Origin of the sequence: Pseudomonas abietaniphila, from assembly GCF_039697315.1 — a bacterium.
Taxonomy (GTDB): Bacteria; Pseudomonadota; Gammaproteobacteria; order Pseudomonadales; family Pseudomonadaceae; genus Aquipseudomonas; species Aquipseudomonas abietaniphila_B.
Genome location: NZ_CP155619.1, coordinates 5,504,096 through 5,518,934, shown reverse-complemented (window position 1 = coordinate 5,518,934; position 14,839 = coordinate 5,504,096). Strand labels below are relative to the sequence as shown.

At 61.8% G+C, this 14,839-nt stretch carries 14 protein-coding genes; 12 read left to right on the top strand and 2 right to left on the bottom strand.

What is annotated here, in order from left to right; translation table 11 throughout:
• The first annotated feature begins 156 nt into the window (after window positions 1-156).
• The gene (locus tag ABDX87_RS24215; RefSeq protein WP_346830155.1) at window positions 157-1,353 is read left to right on the top strand and encodes an amino acid aminotransferase; all 1,197 of its coding nucleotides are present in this window, start codon (window positions 157-159) and stop codon (window positions 1,351-1,353) included.
• Window positions 1,354-1,617: 264 nt separating this feature from the next.
• On the opposite strand, the gene ABDX87_RS24210 is transcribed toward ABDX87_RS24215, so the two are convergent.
• The gene (locus ABDX87_RS24210) at window positions 1,618-2,583 is read right to left on the bottom strand and encodes an isopenicillin N synthase family dioxygenase (protein ID WP_346830154.1); all 966 of its coding nucleotides are present in this window, start codon (window positions 2,581-2,583) and stop codon (window positions 1,618-1,620) included.
• Window positions 2,584-2,986: 403 nt separating this feature from the next.
• Here ABDX87_RS24210 and ABDX87_RS24205 point away from each other — a divergent pair, with 403 nt between their 5' ends.
• The 10 genes from ABDX87_RS24205 (at window position 2,987) to ABDX87_RS24160 (ending at window position 13,010) form a co-directional block, all read left to right on the top strand.
• Entirely contained in the window at window positions 2,987-4,177 is a 1,191-nt protein-coding gene (locus ABDX87_RS24205) for an alpha-hydroxy acid oxidase (protein WP_346830153.1), read from the top strand.
• 1 nt (window position 4,178) lies between these two features.
• A complete protein-coding gene (locus ABDX87_RS24200) occupies window positions 4,179-5,555 on the top strand; it encodes an FAD-binding oxidoreductase (protein WP_346830152.1) in 1,377 nt (458 codons plus the stop codon).
• Between the two features lie 105 nt (window positions 5,556-5,660).
• Window positions 5,661-6,527, top strand: coding sequence for a transporter substrate-binding domain-containing protein (locus ABDX87_RS24195; RefSeq protein WP_346830151.1), 867 nt, complete (start codon window positions 5,661-5,663; stop codon window positions 6,525-6,527).
• A 209-nt stretch (window positions 6,528-6,736) separates the two neighbouring features.
• Window positions 6,737-7,396 (top strand): amino acid ABC transporter permease, encoded by a 660-nt coding sequence (locus tag ABDX87_RS24190; RefSeq protein WP_346830150.1) that lies wholly within the window; start codon window positions 6,737-6,739, stop codon window positions 7,394-7,396.
• Window positions 7,393-8,064: an amino acid ABC transporter permease gene (locus tag ABDX87_RS24185; RefSeq protein WP_346830149.1), complete on the top strand. Its 672-nt coding sequence runs from the start codon at window positions 7,393-7,395 to the stop codon at window positions 8,062-8,064. Before ABDX87_RS24190 ends, ABDX87_RS24185 begins: the two co-directional genes overlap by 4 nt.
• Before the next feature lie 78 nt (window positions 8,065-8,142).
• Window positions 8,143-8,982, top strand: a complete 840-nt coding sequence (locus tag ABDX87_RS24180) for an amino acid ABC transporter ATP-binding protein (RefSeq protein WP_346833608.1) — start codon at window positions 8,143-8,145, stop codon at window positions 8,980-8,982.
• Between the two features lie 132 nt (window positions 8,983-9,114).
• Window positions 9,115-9,855 (top strand): histidine utilization repressor, encoded by a 741-nt coding sequence (gene hutC, locus ABDX87_RS24175; RefSeq protein WP_346830148.1) that lies wholly within the window; start codon window positions 9,115-9,117, stop codon window positions 9,853-9,855.
• A 113-nt stretch (window positions 9,856-9,968) separates the two neighbouring features.
• Complete coding sequence (locus tag ABDX87_RS24170) at window positions 9,969-10,271, top strand: hypothetical protein (protein ID WP_346830147.1); 303 nt, start codon at window positions 9,969-9,971, stop codon at window positions 10,269-10,271.
• A 317-nt stretch (window positions 10,272-10,588) separates the two neighbouring features.
• Window positions 10,589-11,914 (top strand): MFS transporter, encoded by a 1,326-nt coding sequence (locus ABDX87_RS24165; RefSeq protein WP_346830146.1) that lies wholly within the window; start codon window positions 10,589-10,591, stop codon window positions 11,912-11,914.
• A 262-nt stretch (window positions 11,915-12,176) separates the two neighbouring features.
• Complete coding sequence (locus ABDX87_RS24160) at window positions 12,177-13,010, top strand: oxidoreductase (RefSeq protein WP_346830145.1); 834 nt, start codon at window positions 12,177-12,179, stop codon at window positions 13,008-13,010.
• Here ABDX87_RS24160 and ABDX87_RS24155 read toward each other — a convergent pair.
• Window positions 12,988-13,803 carry a FadR/GntR family transcriptional regulator gene (locus ABDX87_RS24155; RefSeq protein ID WP_346830144.1) on the bottom strand — a complete coding sequence of 272 codons (816 nt, stop codon included), beginning with the start codon at window positions 13,801-13,803 and terminating at the stop codon, window positions 12,988-12,990. The genes ABDX87_RS24160 and ABDX87_RS24155 overlap by 23 nt on opposite strands.
• Before the next feature lie 236 nt (window positions 13,804-14,039).
• Here ABDX87_RS24155 and ABDX87_RS24150 point away from each other — a divergent pair, with 236 nt between their 5' ends.
• The gene (locus ABDX87_RS24150; protein ID WP_346830143.1) at window positions 14,040-14,780 is read left to right on the top strand and encodes an SDR family oxidoreductase; all 741 of its coding nucleotides are present in this window, start codon (window positions 14,040-14,042) and stop codon (window positions 14,778-14,780) included.
• Window positions 14,781-14,839 lie beyond the last annotated feature (59 nt).

Below are 14,839 nucleotides of genomic sequence, written 5' to 3'. Positions count from 1 at the left end.
GGTCGAAAATAATCGGAAAAACCCGGAAAAAACCAGCCCCGACCTGTCGCCCCCGCCCGCGATGCTCTCTATACTGACTCCCCGTTTGTGCACCGCTCTAGTGCATTCGGCCGGAGCGATGCGACCCATTCACTCCCATTCAGAGCCGCCGCAAAAATGAGCCTGTTTTCCGCTGTCGAAATGGCACCACGCGATCCTATCCTGGGCCTCAACGAAGCATTCAACGCCGATACCCGTACCACCAAGGTCAACCTGGGTGTAGGCGTTTACAGCAACGAAGAAGGGAAAATTCCGCTGCTGCGTGCCGTTGCCGAAGCAGAGGACATTCGCGTCGCTCAACACGTTCCGCGCGGGTACTTGCCGATTGATGGCATCGCCGCCTACGACAAAGCCGTCCAAACCCTGCTGTTCGGTGCCGAATCGCCACTGCTGGCTTCTGGCCGCGTGATGACCGTGCAGGCCGTCGGCGGCACCGGCGCCCTGAAAATCGGCGCTGACTTCCTCAAACAGTTGTCGCCAAACGCCATTGTGGCCATCAGCGACCCGAGCTGGGAAAACCACCGCGCCCTGTTCGAAACCGCCGGTTTCCCGGTGCAGAACTACCGTTACTACGACGCCGCCACCCACGACGTCAATCGCTCGGGCATGCTGGAAGACCTGCAGAACCTGCCGTCCGGTTCGATCGTGGTTCTGCACGCCTGCTGCCACAACCCGACCGGCGTTGACCTCACCCTGGACGACTGGAAAAAAGTCCTGGAGGTCCTGAAGACCAAAGGCCACGTGCCGTTCCTCGACATGGCCTATCAGGGCTTTGGCGACGGCATCGACGAAGACGCCGCCGCCGTGCGTCTGTTCGCTGATTCGGGCCTGACCTTCTTCGCCTCCAGCTCGTTCTCCAAGTCGTTCTCGCTGTACGGCGAGCGTGTGGGCGCGCTGTCGATCGTCACCGAATCCAAGGAAGAAACCGCGCGTGTCCTGTCGCAGGTCAAGCGTGTGATCCGCACCAACTATTCGAACCCGCCGACCCATGGTGCAACCATCGTCGCCGCCGTGCTTAACAGCCCTGAGCTGCGTCAGAAGTGGGAAGAAGAGCTGGCCGAAATGCGTTTGCGCATTCGTGCCATGCGTGAAGAGATGACGAACCGTCTGGCGAACAACGCCGCCGGCCAGGATTTCAGCTTCGTGGCGCGTCAGCGTGGGATGTTCTCGTACTCGGGCCTGACCACCGAGCAGGTGCATCGCCTGCGCAACGAGTTCGGGATCTACGCGCTGGACACTGGCCGTATCTGTGTGGCGGCGTTGAACACGCGCAACATCGAGGCCGTGACCCAGGCGATTCTGGCGGTCATTTAAAGAGCAGCTGCAAGCTGCAAGAGGGGAAGCAGATCTGGGTCTGCTTCCCCTTTTTTATGCCTGACGCAAAACACTGTAGGAGTGAGCTCGCTCTTGGCTGCATCCGGACGATGGAGATATGTCTGTGAAAGACAGGTTGCCTGACCCACCCAGTACCTGTGGGAGCGAGCTTGCTCGCGAAAGCGATACACCCTCTAGCTCCGATGTACCTGACCCGCCGCATTCGCGAGCAAGCTCGCTCCCACAAAAAAAATGAAAGGCAGGTCACTGCGCCTTCTTGCGATACGCCATCGAATCATCGATGCGCTTGAGGATGTAATTCCCCGCCGCCACGGGTGGGTAAAGGCTGGTCGCCGCATCGATCCCCAGATCACACGGATCCACCACCGCCCCATACGTCGGATCGTAGAACGTGGCAATGGAATACCGCTCATGCCCTGATTTATTGATCACCCGATGCAACGTCGAGCGGAAGCGATCATTCGACCAGCGCGCCAGCAGATCCCCGACATTGACCACCAGACTCCCCTCAATGGGCGTGGCGTCGATCCAGTTGTTGCTGCCAAGCTCACGGACCTGCAGACCACCGCTGTTGTCCTGATACAGCAACGTGATGCAACCGTAGTCCGTATGCGGTGCAACGCCGAACTGATCGGTCTCGGCCATCGGCGGATGCGGCGGGTAGTACACCATCTGTGTGCGCTGCAAGCGTTTGCCGTATTTAGGCTCGAAGAAACCGGGCTCGATCCCCAGCCCTACCGCGACTGCTTTGAGCAGGTCGGCGCCGGCCAGGCCGATTTCTTCGTAATAGGCGTCCAGCGCCATGCGCAACTCCGGCATGAAGTCCGGCCATTGATTCGGGCCACGCAAGGCCTCGCCCGCCAGCACAGAGGGATCGTCTTCCGGGAGTTCAAGCCCCATGCTGAAGAACTCCTTGAAGTCCGGCTTGGTCGCTTCGTACATTAGCGCACCGCCCAGTGCGTGCCAGCCACGGTGACGTTTGTTCACCGCCACCTGACGCTTCACGTCCGCCGGATAGGCAAAGAAAGTCTTCGCCGCTGCCATGGCGGTGTCGATCACGGGTTGTGGCACGCCATGGTTGATGATGTAGAAAAACCCGGTTTCGCCGCAGGCCTTGCGAATCGCCTCACCGGCACGGGAGACCGCCGCCGGGTCGCCTTCGCGAACGCCGGCCATGTCGATCAGTGGGAGATGGGTGTGAGCGGTCATGCGAGCTCCTGTCGGTTGAGGGTCGGACAAGCTGTATAGACAGGTGAAGCATTTAATGTGCCGTGCGTAAACCTTCGCCATCCATGTAGGAGCGCGGCTTGCCCCGCGATCTGGCGCGAAGCGGCAGTAAGGTTAGGCTCTTGGGTTTTATCTGGCACACCGCGTCCGTCGGGTTTGCTGCCGCTGCGCGCCAGATCGCGGGACAAGCCACGCTCCTACAGTGATCGCGCAGGGTTTCGGGACGCCCCAGTACCGGGCAGGCCGGCCTCAATCGGTGCAACTTTTGGTGACAACGCCCAAGCGTTTTTCCTGCAGGAATGATGGCAGCCCAAGCGCCAGCTTCCTGCGCTGAACTGGCCTGCATCTTGCGTTAGCTGTCTATACAGCTTCCCCAAGGATTGTCATGCGTCGCTATCACGCCGGTACCGATTTTCTCCGTGCGCACAGCATTGCCGAACTGGCTCACATGGCCCGTCGGCGCCTGCCGCATTTTGCCTGGGAGTATCTGGAAGGCGGCGCCGAAGAAGAGCTGACCCTGGCGCGCAATCGCCAGGCGTTCGCCGAGGTCAGCCTGCTGCCAAGGACGCTGGTTCCCTGGCAGACCCCGGACACACGCCGCACGCTGTTCGAGCGACAACTGGCGCTGCCGATGGCGATTGCACCGACTGGCTACAACGGCATGCTGCACCGCGATGCCGACATTCATCTTGCCCGCGCCGCCACCGAGCGCGGCCTGCCCTTTTCCCTCAGCACCGTTTCGACCCGCTCGATGGAAGAAATCGTCACCGCCGTGCCCGACGTGAACCTGTGGTTTCAGCTGTACAGCATGAGCGACCCCTCGGTGCAAGAGGACTTGCTGCAGCGCGCCGAGGCGGTAGGTTGCAAAACCTTGCTGCTGACCACCGACGCCGTGCTGCTGGGCAACCGCGAATGGGACAAGCGCAACTTCGCTCGCCCTCGCCAACTGAGCCTGCGCAACAAGCTAGACGTCCTGCACCACCCGCGCTGGATCAGGCAGGCGCTGTGGCCGCACGGCATGCCGAGCATGGCCAACCTCGACCGCTACCTGCCGGCCGACCAGCGCAATGCTGCCGGCGCCGCACATTTCATCGGTGAAAAGATGGAGAAGCAGCTGAGCTGGGCGTTCCTGGCCCGCTTGCGGGAGCGTTGGCCTCATCGCCTGGTGCTCAAGGGGGTGATGCACCCGCAAGACGCCGAACAGGCCGTGAACCTGGGGCTGGACGGGATTGTGGTGACCAATCACGGCGGTCGGCAACTGGATGGCGTCCCCGCCGCGCTCGATTGCCTGCCCGCCATCGCGGATGTCGCCAAAGGCAAGCTCAGCATCCTCCTCGACAGCGGCGTCCGGCGCGGCACCGACGTCCTGAAGGCCTGCGCGCTGGGTGCGGACGCCGTGTTGCTGGGCCGCGCCACCCTCTACGGCGTGGCCGTCGGCGGGCAAGCTGGCGCCGGCCATGCGCTGGATTTGCTGGCGAACGAACTGCGGCTGGCCCTGACCCTGCTCGGTCAGCCGGACCTGAATCAATTGAGCGCCAGCCGCAAGCCTGACGCCACCTTTACCGTGAGTGGATGACATGAGCGACCTGCAACAGACCCTCACCCAGTTACGTGCAGCCTTGGGCGATGCGCAGGTGCTGACCGGCGATGCCATCAGCCAGCGGCACTACAGCGACTGGACCCGCCACGCGCCGACCTGCCCAGCCGCGCTGCTCCTGCCCAAAGACACCGAACAGGTGTCAGTTGCCCTGCGCATCTGCAACGCCGCCGGGCAATCGGTCGTGCCGCAAGGTGGCATGACTGGCCTGGCAGGCGGCGCGGTGCCCCGCGCCACCGACATCGCGCTGTCGCTGGATCGCCTGCGCGGCATCGAGGAAATCGACACGGCAGCGGCGACGGTCACCGTCAGAGCCGGTACCACGCTGCAGGAAATCCAGCAGGCCGTTGCCGACGCCGGCTACCTGTTTCCGCTGGACCTGGGCGCTCGCGGCTCCTGCCAGATCGGCGGCAATATTGCGACCAATGCGGGTGGCAATGCCGTGATTCGATATGGCATGACCCGCGATCTGGTGCTCGGCCTGGAAGTCGTGCTCGCCGACGGTCGCGTATTGAACCTGATGAACAAGATGATCAAGAACAACTGCGGCTATGACCTAAAACAGTGCTTCATCGGCAGCGAAGGCACCCTTGGGGTGATTACCCGTGCGGTGTTGAAGATGGCGCCTCAGCCGGGGCAGTCCACCACCCTGCTCTGCGCCCTGCCCGATTACGCCAGCGCGGTCGCGTTGTTGCGTCGCATCCAGCGCAGCGCCGGGACGCCGCAGGCGTATGAACTGATGTGGCAGGACTTCTTCCGCATGGGTGTGTCGTGGCTGGAAAACCCGGTCGCGCCGATGCCCGACCATCATCCGCTGTACGTGCTGCTGGAGTCCTCGGCGGCCAGCGACGTGCTGGAACAGACGCTGGAAGCCGCCATCGAGGCGGGCGAAGTTGTCGATGCGATCCTCGCCACGTCACAGACCCAGGCTCGCAGCCTGTGGAAGATCCGCGAAGCCACCGGCGAATTCCCGGTGCGTCTGGCGCCTTTGAATTTCGACATCAGCCTGCCGATCGGTCAGATAGGGGACTTCGCCGACCTGTGCCGTCAACGCCTGGATGAGCGCTGGCCCGGTAACCACAGCGTGTATTTCGGCCACATCGGTGACAGCAACCTGCACCTGACCGTGGACTGCCAGTCGCTGCCGCAACCGGCGCCGGTCTACGAAATCGAGGAGCTGGTCTATAGCGCGGTCGGCGAACTGGGTGGCGCAGTCTCCGCTGAACACGGCATCGGTCTGCTCAAGCGCGAGTTTCTTCATCACTCGGTCAGCGACGAAGCGTTGCAGACAATGGCCGAGCTCAAACGCAGTTTCGACCCCAAGGGCATTCTCAATCCGGGGAAAATCTTCGGCTGAAGGCTTGAGTGGTTGTATATACCGGTATGGCACGCTAACTGCAGCACGAGCTACCACCTCTGCCCCACATAACGACGACAACACTGCATCTGAAGGAGTTACCCCATGCAACTCGATTCCTGCGTTGGTAAGAAAGTGTTCAGTAAGACGTTCAAAAGCCTGAGCATCGCCGCCGCTCTGGCAGCTTTTGCCTTGGGGGCAGTGCCTCTGGCCGCTCACGCCGACCAACTGGCCGACGTGAAGAAAGCCGGTGAATTGGTGGTCGGTACCGAAATGCAATTCGCCCCGTTCGACTTTCTCGACGCGGGTAAACAGAAAGGCCTGAACGCCGAGCTGTTCGAAGAACTGGGCAAGGAGCTGGGGGTCAAGATCAAGTTCCTCGACCTGCCGTGGCCAAGCGTGCTGCCAGGCCTTGAGGCGAAGAAATTCGACGTGGTCGCCGGTCCGATCATCGTCACCAAAGCCCGTAAAGAGCGTTATCACTTCGTCTCACCGATTGCCGAAGCCACGGTGGCGCTGATGGTCGGTGCCAAGGACGACAGCATCAAGAAGCCTGAGGACATCGCGGGCAAAACCGTGGGTGCCGGTAAAGGGTCTGCGCAGTTGGAAGAGCTGAAAACCTTCGCCGCGACCCTGCCGGAGAAGGTCACCATTCGCGAGTACGTCGACAATAACCAGGCCTACGCCGACCTGGCGGCCAAGCGTATCGTTGCCGTGGCCAACTCGTTGCCGAACATCTCCTACGTCGCGGCGCAGAAAGCCAATCTGTACAAAGTGGTGCAACCGCCGTTCGGCAAGAAATCCTACTTCGCCTACCTGGGCCGCAAAGATGCCGACGCCGACAGCCTGATCGCCGCACTGGATGCTGCGGTGAACAAGATGCACGCGGACGGCCGTCTGGCGGCGCTGCAGAAGAAATGGCTGGGCGCCGAGATGGACGTGCCGAAGGGTGATTTTGAGCCAACTTGGTAAGGCCACGTTCTCAGCAACGCCACGCTTCTCTGTAGGAGCGTGGCTTGCCCCGCGATCGGCGACGAAGTCGTCGTGAATTCTACGCATGCGGTGTATCTGACACGACCGGGGCGGATGGATTTACGGCTGCTTCGCAGCCGATCGCGGGACAAGCCTCGCTCCTACAGGGTTCGGCGTCTGGCATCTGATTTATACGCTGGAGTCACACCGTGTTTGATTGGCCCTTGCTGCAGCAAAACGCACCGTTACTGCTCGGCGCCCTGTGGGTGACGTTGCAGGTTTCCATCGCCGCGCTGGCGATCGGGTTTGTCATCGGCATCGTTGTCGGCAGCCTGCGGCTGTCGCCGATTCCCCTGTTGCGCCGTCTGGGCGGGGCCTACATTTTCGTGTTCCGTGGCATTCCGCTGCTGGTGCAGTTGCTGTTCATCTATTACTTCCTGCCGCGTATCGGCCTGCCCAATGTCTCGCCCACCGTGGCAGCTATCATTGGCCTGTCGCTGGCGGCCGGCGCCTACACCGCCGAAATCATGCGCGGTGGGTTCCTTGCCATTCCTGGCGGTCAACTGGAAGCGGCGGGCTTGTTGGGCCTGAGCGCGAGCCAGATGCTGATCCGCATCCGCGTGCCCCAGGCCGTGCGCCTGACCCTGCCCGCGCTGGTCAACGAGATGATCCTGCTGATCAAGGCCTCATCGCTGGTGTCCGTCGTCGGCCTGGCCGACCTGACCCGCACCGCGCAGAACCTCGCCGCCAGCGACTACATGTTCGTGCAGGATTACCTGATGCTCGCGGGCTTCTACTGCCTGATCAACATTCCCCTCGCCTACTGCGGCAGCCTCCTTGAACGTCGATTGAAGGAGCAGACGGCATGACCTTCGACCCGACCATCATCACCGATCACCTGGGCGACATCGGCTCGGGCTTTCTGGTCACCCTCGGCACCTGGAGCAGCGGCGTGGTGCTGGGCATCGCGCTAGGCATGCTGATTGCTGTCGCTCAGGTGTTCGGCAACCGCTTGGTGCGGGCGCCGCTGCGGGTGTTCATCGAGCTGATTCGCAGCACGCCGTTTCTGGTGCAACTGTTCCTGGTCTATTACGGCGGGCCCTCGTTCGGGCTGAGCCTTGATCCGATTCCCGCCGGCATCCTGGGGCTGGGCGTGTACGGCAGCGTGTATTTCGCCGAGATCTTCCGCTCCGGGTTCGAGTCGGTGGCACGGGGTCAGCTGGAAGCCGCGGACTGCCTGGGCATCACTCGCCTGCAATGCATCTGGCGCATTCAAGTGCCGCAAATGCTGGTGATCATCCTTCCGGCGCTGGTGAACATGATCACCGTGCTGTGCAAGGAAACCGCCGTGCTGTCGATCATCACCATTCCGGAGCTGACGATGGTCCTGACCGGTATCGGCTCGGAGACCTTCGCCTTCGTCGAGACCCTGCTGATGTTGTGCATCGGCTACCTGATCCTGGTGGAAGCCTGCTCGCGGCTGGGCATGCTCCTTGAAACCCGTGTCGGCCGCTTCATGAACAAGCAACCCCGATAAGGAAGCCACCCCATGAACAGCTTCCTGATACCCAGCGGTGCCGCGTCCGCCAGCACACGCGAGAAACAAGGTGAACGCATGAAAACTTCAGCAACAGCCCCGGGCGAACAGCCGACCATTGTGTCGCTGAGCAAAGTGGGCAAAAGCTTTGGCAGCCTGCGCGTGCTTAAGGGCATCGACCTGCAAGTACAGCGCTCGGAAGTGGTGTGCCTGATCGGCCCCTCGGGTTCCGGCAAAAGCACCCTGCTGCGCAGCATGGCCTTCCTTGAGGAATACGACGAAGGCGAGATTCGCATCGAAGGCCAGTTGCTCGGCTGGCAGGACACCGACAAAGGCCGCCGACGCGCGCCGCAATCGCAGATCAATCAGGTGCGTCGCAACGTCGGCATGGTGTTCCAGCAGTTCAACCTGTGGCCGCACATGACCGCCCTCGGCAACGTCTGCGAAGCCTTGCGCCGAGTGCGCAAGCTGTCGGCCGACGAGGCGAACAGGCGCGGGATGGCGATGCTGGAAAAAGTTGGCCTGGCGCACAAGGCGAATGCCTATCCCGCGCAGTTGTCCGGCGGTCAGCAGCAACGCGTCGCGATTGCCCGTGCGCTGGCGATGGAGCCGCACATCATGCTGTTCGATGAACCGACCTCCGCGCTCGACCCGGAACTGGTGGGCGAAGTGCTGCAGGTGATGAAGACCCTGGCGAAGGAAGGCATGACCATGGTCGTGGTCACTCACGAAATGGGCTTTGCCGCGCAGGTGGCCGATTCGGTGATCTTTCTCGATCAGGGCGAAGTGGTCGCGCGAGGCACGCCGCAACAGATCTTCCACAACGCCGAACAGCCGCGCTTGCAGCAGTTTTTGCAGAATTATCTCGACCGCAACGCGTTCTGGCAGGACGGCAAGCAGCAAGCGCCGATCGTGTAGGAGCGCGCTTGCCCGCGATCGGCCGGGAACCGGTCGTAAGATCTGAAGACAGGATGGGTCAGACCCGTCGCGATCGCGGGCAAGCGCGCTCCTACAGGTGATCACCCGGACCGTACTGCGTTAAGGAGGTCAATGATGGACAAGCCAGCGCCACAAGCCCTGTACCGCCAGGCAAAGGATTTTGTGCACGGCAAGCTGGTGTCCGGGGAATGGAAACCTGGCGACCTGATTCCCTCTGAAAACCGTCTGGTGCTGGAACTGGGCATGTCGCGCATGACGGTCAACCGGGCGTTGCGCGAACTGACCGAGGAAGGCCGTCTGCTGCGAGTGTCCGGCGTGGGCACCTTCGTCGCCGAGAGCAAGCCGCAATCGAACCTGCTGCACATCAGCAATATCGCCGATGAGATTCTGGCGCGAGGGCATCGTTATCACTGCCAGGTGCTGCACCTGACGCGGGAATCAGCGTCGATGCCGATCGCCTCGGCGCTCTCACTGCCCACCGGCGCCTCGGTGTTTCACCTGCTCTGCGTGCATTACGAAGAAGATGTGGCGGTGCAACTGGAGGATCGCTACGTCAATCCGCAGACGGCGCCGGACTTTTTGCAGCAACCCTTCGGCGACGCATTGCAGTCAGCGCGCTACCTGCTGCAAATCATCCAGCCGGACGAAATGGAGCACATTGTCGAGGCCAGTCATCCAACCGCAGACGAACTCAAATACCTGCAGATCGACGCCAGCGAGCCCTGTCTGGTGCTGATGCGTCGCACATGGAACAACGGCCGTGTGGTGACCTACGTGCGGCTGGTCCACCCTTCCTCGCGCTACCGTCTCGGCAGCCGCTTGCCGGTGACAGGCGCTTACCGCGACAGTTGATCTGCCTCGTCGATGGCTGGGGACAGCCGGTCAGCAGATTCATCGAACGCCTGTGACGCCTTGCCCTCGAACTCTGTAAGCCCCGGTGATTCGGGCGTACAGAAGAGGTGCATATGGATAACCAACAGAACCAGCAGACCCACGAGCGTCACGACCCCGCCATCGACCCGGACACACCGGACAACCACATGGGTCAGGACAAGGCGGACGCGAACACAACGCCTGAGCAACACCAGGGCGGCGCGCAAAGCCAAAGCAACAATGGCGCGCAGAGCCAGGAAAACAACGGCAATCAGTCGGGCGAAAACAGCTTCACCCCCGATTTCGAGCCCGAGGAACACGAGTCACCTGACAAAACCAAGGAAGAGAACCAGACCGGCGATACGGATCGGGACATTGATACCGCTGGCGGTTAAACAACGCCGATCCCTGTAGGAGCGCGCTTGGTCTGGGCCGCATCCGGTCGATTGGGGAGTGTCTGTGATGGATGGATCGTCTGACACTACCCAATCGTCGGCAACCGCGCTCCTACAACAACCGGTCATATCCCTGGAGCCCTCAAACTCAAGCATTTCCCCATTGCATAGCCCCCTAACAAACCGGCACCATCACGCTTTCGTCTGTGCAGACAGACCCGCCTGCAGTCCCCGGAGCGTTGTCGATAATGGTCCAGCCCACCCCTCAGGATTCCCCGTGCGTCAGCGATAAACTCAGCCCCCGCGAATTTCGCGGCATGGTTGCGATTTTGCTGTCCATCGCCCTGGCCACGCTCGACACGGCCATTGCCAACACCGCCCTGCCCGCCATTGCCGCCGACCTCAACGCGTCACCCGCGGCATCGGTGTGGATCATCAACGCCTACCAACTGGCGGCGGTGGCGACCCTGCTGCCGTTCGCGGCGTTGGGTGGCGTGCTGGGGCAGCGCAAGGTCTACCTTGGCGGGTTGATGCTGTTCGTGCTGTCGTCGGCGCTGTGCACGTTCGCCTGGTCGCTGCCCACGCTGACCATCGCCCGTGTGCTGCAAGGCCTGGGTGCCAGCGCGATCATGAGCGTGAATGCCGGCCTGATCAGCTCGATCTTCCCGCGCGAACGCCTCGGCCGCGGGCTGGGCATGAACGCGCTGGTGGTCGGCACGTCGTTTTCCATCGGCCCCACCATCGCCTCGTTGGTGCTGTCGGTGGCCAGTTGGCCGTGGCTGTTCGCGATCAACCTGCCCATCGGTGTGTTCGCCCTGGTATTCGCCTGGAACTCGCTGCCCGCCACCAAACCCGGCAGCCTGACCTTTGACCGCGTGACGGCGATCCTCAACGTCATCACCTTTGGTGCGCTGATCTTCGCCTTGAGCGAGGCGGCTCAACTAGGCTCGATGACCACCGTGCTGATCGCCCTGGCGATCTTTCTGGTCAGCGGCGCGGCCATGCTCAAACGCGAGGCCGGGCACCCGGCGCCGATGTTCCCGCTGGACCTGCTCAAGCGCCCGATGTTTGCCCTGTCGGCTTTGACTGCTTTTTGCTCCTTCGCCACGCAAGGCCTGGCGTTCGTGTCACTGCCGTTCTTCTTCGAGACCACGCTGGGCCGTGACCCGGTGCAGACCGGTTTCCTGATGACGCCCTGGTCGGTGGTGGTGGCGATGATCGCGCCGTTCGCCGGACGCATGTCCGATCGTTACCCGCCGGGGCTGCTGGGCGGTATCGGTCTGGCGATGCTCTGCTGTGGGATGATTTCGCTGGCGACCATGCCTGCCGACGCCAGCGTGATGTCCATCGGCGCGCGGATGATCCTGTGCGGGATCGGCTTCGGCTTTTTCCAGGCACCCAATCAGAAAGCGCTGATGACCAGCGCCCCGAAAGAACGCTCAAGCGGCGCCAGCGGCACCATCGCCACGGCCCGCTTGATCGGTCAGGCGACCGGCGCGGCCCTGGTGGCGCTGAGTTTCGGGATTTCCAGCACCCACGGCCCGGCGCTGGCACTGAGCATCGGCGCCGGGTTTGCGGCAGTGGGCAGCGTGGCCAGTGGCTTGCGGTTGGTGACCAGGACCAAGGCGAACGCAGCTGGCTGAATCACCCTTCGCTGATCTCTGATAACCCTGTGGGAGTGAGCTTGCTCACGAAAGCGGTGGATCAGCCTATTTGAATGTGACTGAACCGACGCCTTCGTGAGCAAGCTCACTCCCACAGGGATCGGGGTTGTATCCACGGTTCGAAGGTGTCAGTCCCGGCAGGATCAGGCAATCATCCCGGAGAACTGATACATCGCTTTGCCACCTGATGTTCCTAACATGGGCGATCAAGCAACGGCATCTGCCTCGTGAGGGAAACACCATGAGTACGACAAAAACCCTGTTCATCACCGGCGTCAGCAGTGGCTTTGGCAAGGCGCTCGCCACGCAGGCACTGGCCGCCGGGCACACGGTCATCGGCACCTTGCGCACCCAGGAAGCACTGGCTGAGTTTGAATCTCAGGCCAAGGGCCGAGCCCATGGGGTGTTGCTGGACGTGACTGAATTCGACGCCATCGACAGCGTGATCAATGACGTCGACACGGCATTCGGCCCGGTGGATGTGCTGGTCAATAACGCTGGCTACGGCCACGAAGGCATTCTGGAAGAATCTTCGCTGAACGAACTGCGTCGTCAGTTCGACGTCAACGTGTTTGGCGCCGTGGCAATCACCAAGGCCTTCGTTCCGCTGTTCCGCCAGCGCCGCAAGGGCCACATTCTCAACATCACGTCCATGGGCGGCTTCATCACCATGCCCGGCATTGCCTACTACAACGGCAGCAAGTTTGCGCTGGAGGGGATTTCCGAATCGCTGGGCAAAGAGCTCAAGCCCTTCAACGTGCACGTCACCGCAGTCGCGCCGGGCGGTTTTCGCACCGACTGGGCAGGCCGTTCGATGCAACGCTCGCCACGGCAGATCGCCGACTACGACGAAACCTTCGACCCGATTCGCAAGGCCCGCGAAGAACGCAGCGGCAAGCAGATCGGTGACCCGGTGAAAGCGGCGAATGCGATGCTCAAGTTGATCGACAGCGAGAACCCGCCTGCGCACCTGTTGCTCGGCAGCGATGCACTGAAACTGGTGCGGGACAAGCTGGCGTTGCTGGAATCAGAGATTGCGGCGTGGGAAGAGGTTACGCGGTCGACGGATGGGTGAAGTCTGGCGGACCTGCGTCTGTTGCCTCGCGGCTAACCCCCCCCCGGCTGAAAATCCGGATCACTTCATCCAGGTGATCCGCCATCGCCTGCCGTGCGGCGACGGGGTTGCGGTCCTGCAACGCCTGAAGGATCAACCGATGCTCGTGCTCCGAGCGGAACGGCATGTCGTCCGACGTGTAATGCGCCTGGAGACGCTGAAACATGCTGCCGTATTGATGGCCGAGCAAATGCTGGATCATCAGCGCGTAAGCCGGATTCCCGGACGCTTGAGCAATACGAATATGGAACAGCCTGTCGCCCGGATGGGTATGGGAATGCTCGCGGTTATCGTGGGTGTTGCGCTCGAAGGCTTCACGGATCGATTCAAGCTCTTCGTCGCTGGCCTGCTGCGCCGCGAGTGCGGCCGTTTCCGGCTCAATCAGTCGTCGCGCCTGCAACAACGCAAAGGGCGGAATCTCCGCGCTGAAATCCACTTCGATGCCCAGTTCAGGATCGAGGTCTTTCCATTGATCGCGGGTCGCCTGCGTCATCACTGGCTCATCTGACAGCATCTGCACCGGTGGCTCACACACCAGCACGCCATTGCCGACGCGCACATCGACCAGACCGATCACTTCCAGCGCAATCATCGCCTCCCGCACCGACGCGCGGCTGACACCCAGCAGCTTGGCCAATTCGCGCTCAGCGGGGAGCCGGCTGCCAGGGGGGAATTCACCGCTGTCGATCAAGGCGCGCAATTGGTCGGCGATCTGGCGATAAAGCCTCTGGTTATCAATCACTTGGATGGGCATTGGCACTCAGCTCAAAAATGAAAACTGCAAATCGACAGCAAAATGACCTTGTTGAGGTCGGATACAAGTGCTAAAAACAGGACCAATGGCCTGACCATTGGACGACTGCAGTGAACGGATCATAGCAAACCTCTGCCGGTTGAGCGTGCTCCGAAACGCAATCCCTGCGCCCTCAATGGCCTGACCTTTAGACCTGACACATCGGTCGTCTTCACAATAAGAACAAGGGATTCAACATGGACCTCACCGGTAAGCGAGTGCTCATCACCGCCGCTGCCCAGGGCATCGGTCAAGCCAGCGTCGAGGCTTACCTGAATGCCGGCGCGGAAGTTTTTGCCGTCGATATCAACGGCGCAGCCCTGGACACCCTCACAGGCGTACACAAACACGTGCTGGACGTCACCGACCATGCGGCCATCGAGCGACTGGCTGCCGAGATCGGCGCGCTGGACGTGCTGTTCAACTGCGCCGGCGTGGTCCACAGCGGCAACATTCTCGAATGCTCCGACAAAGACTGGAGCTTCGCCTTCGACCTGAACGTGACCGCCATGTACAAGATGATCCGCGCCTTTCTGCCGGCCATGCTGGCCAACGGCGGCGGCTCGATCATCAACATGTCGTCGGTGGCGTCTGCCATCAAGGGCGTCCCCAACCGTTTCGCCTACTGCGCCAGCAAGGCCGCAGTGATTGGCATCACGCGGTCCGTCGCCGCCGATTTCGTCGGGCAGAACATCCGTTGCAACTGCATCTGCCCCGGTACCGTCGAATCCCCGTCGCTGCGTCAGCGCGTGGCCGAACAGGCCGCCCGCGAGCACCGCGATGAAGCCGAGGTGTACGCCGCGTTTGAGGCACGGCAACCGATGGGGCGTCTCGGCACGCCGCAAGAGATCGCGCAACTGGCGTTATATCTTGGGTCGCCCGCCAGCGGGTTTACTACCGGCACGGCGCAGATCATTGACGGTGGTTGGAGTAACTGAATTCATCCGCGCCTACAGAGGCTGACGCCCCATTCTGACGATTCATTTAAACGAGGACA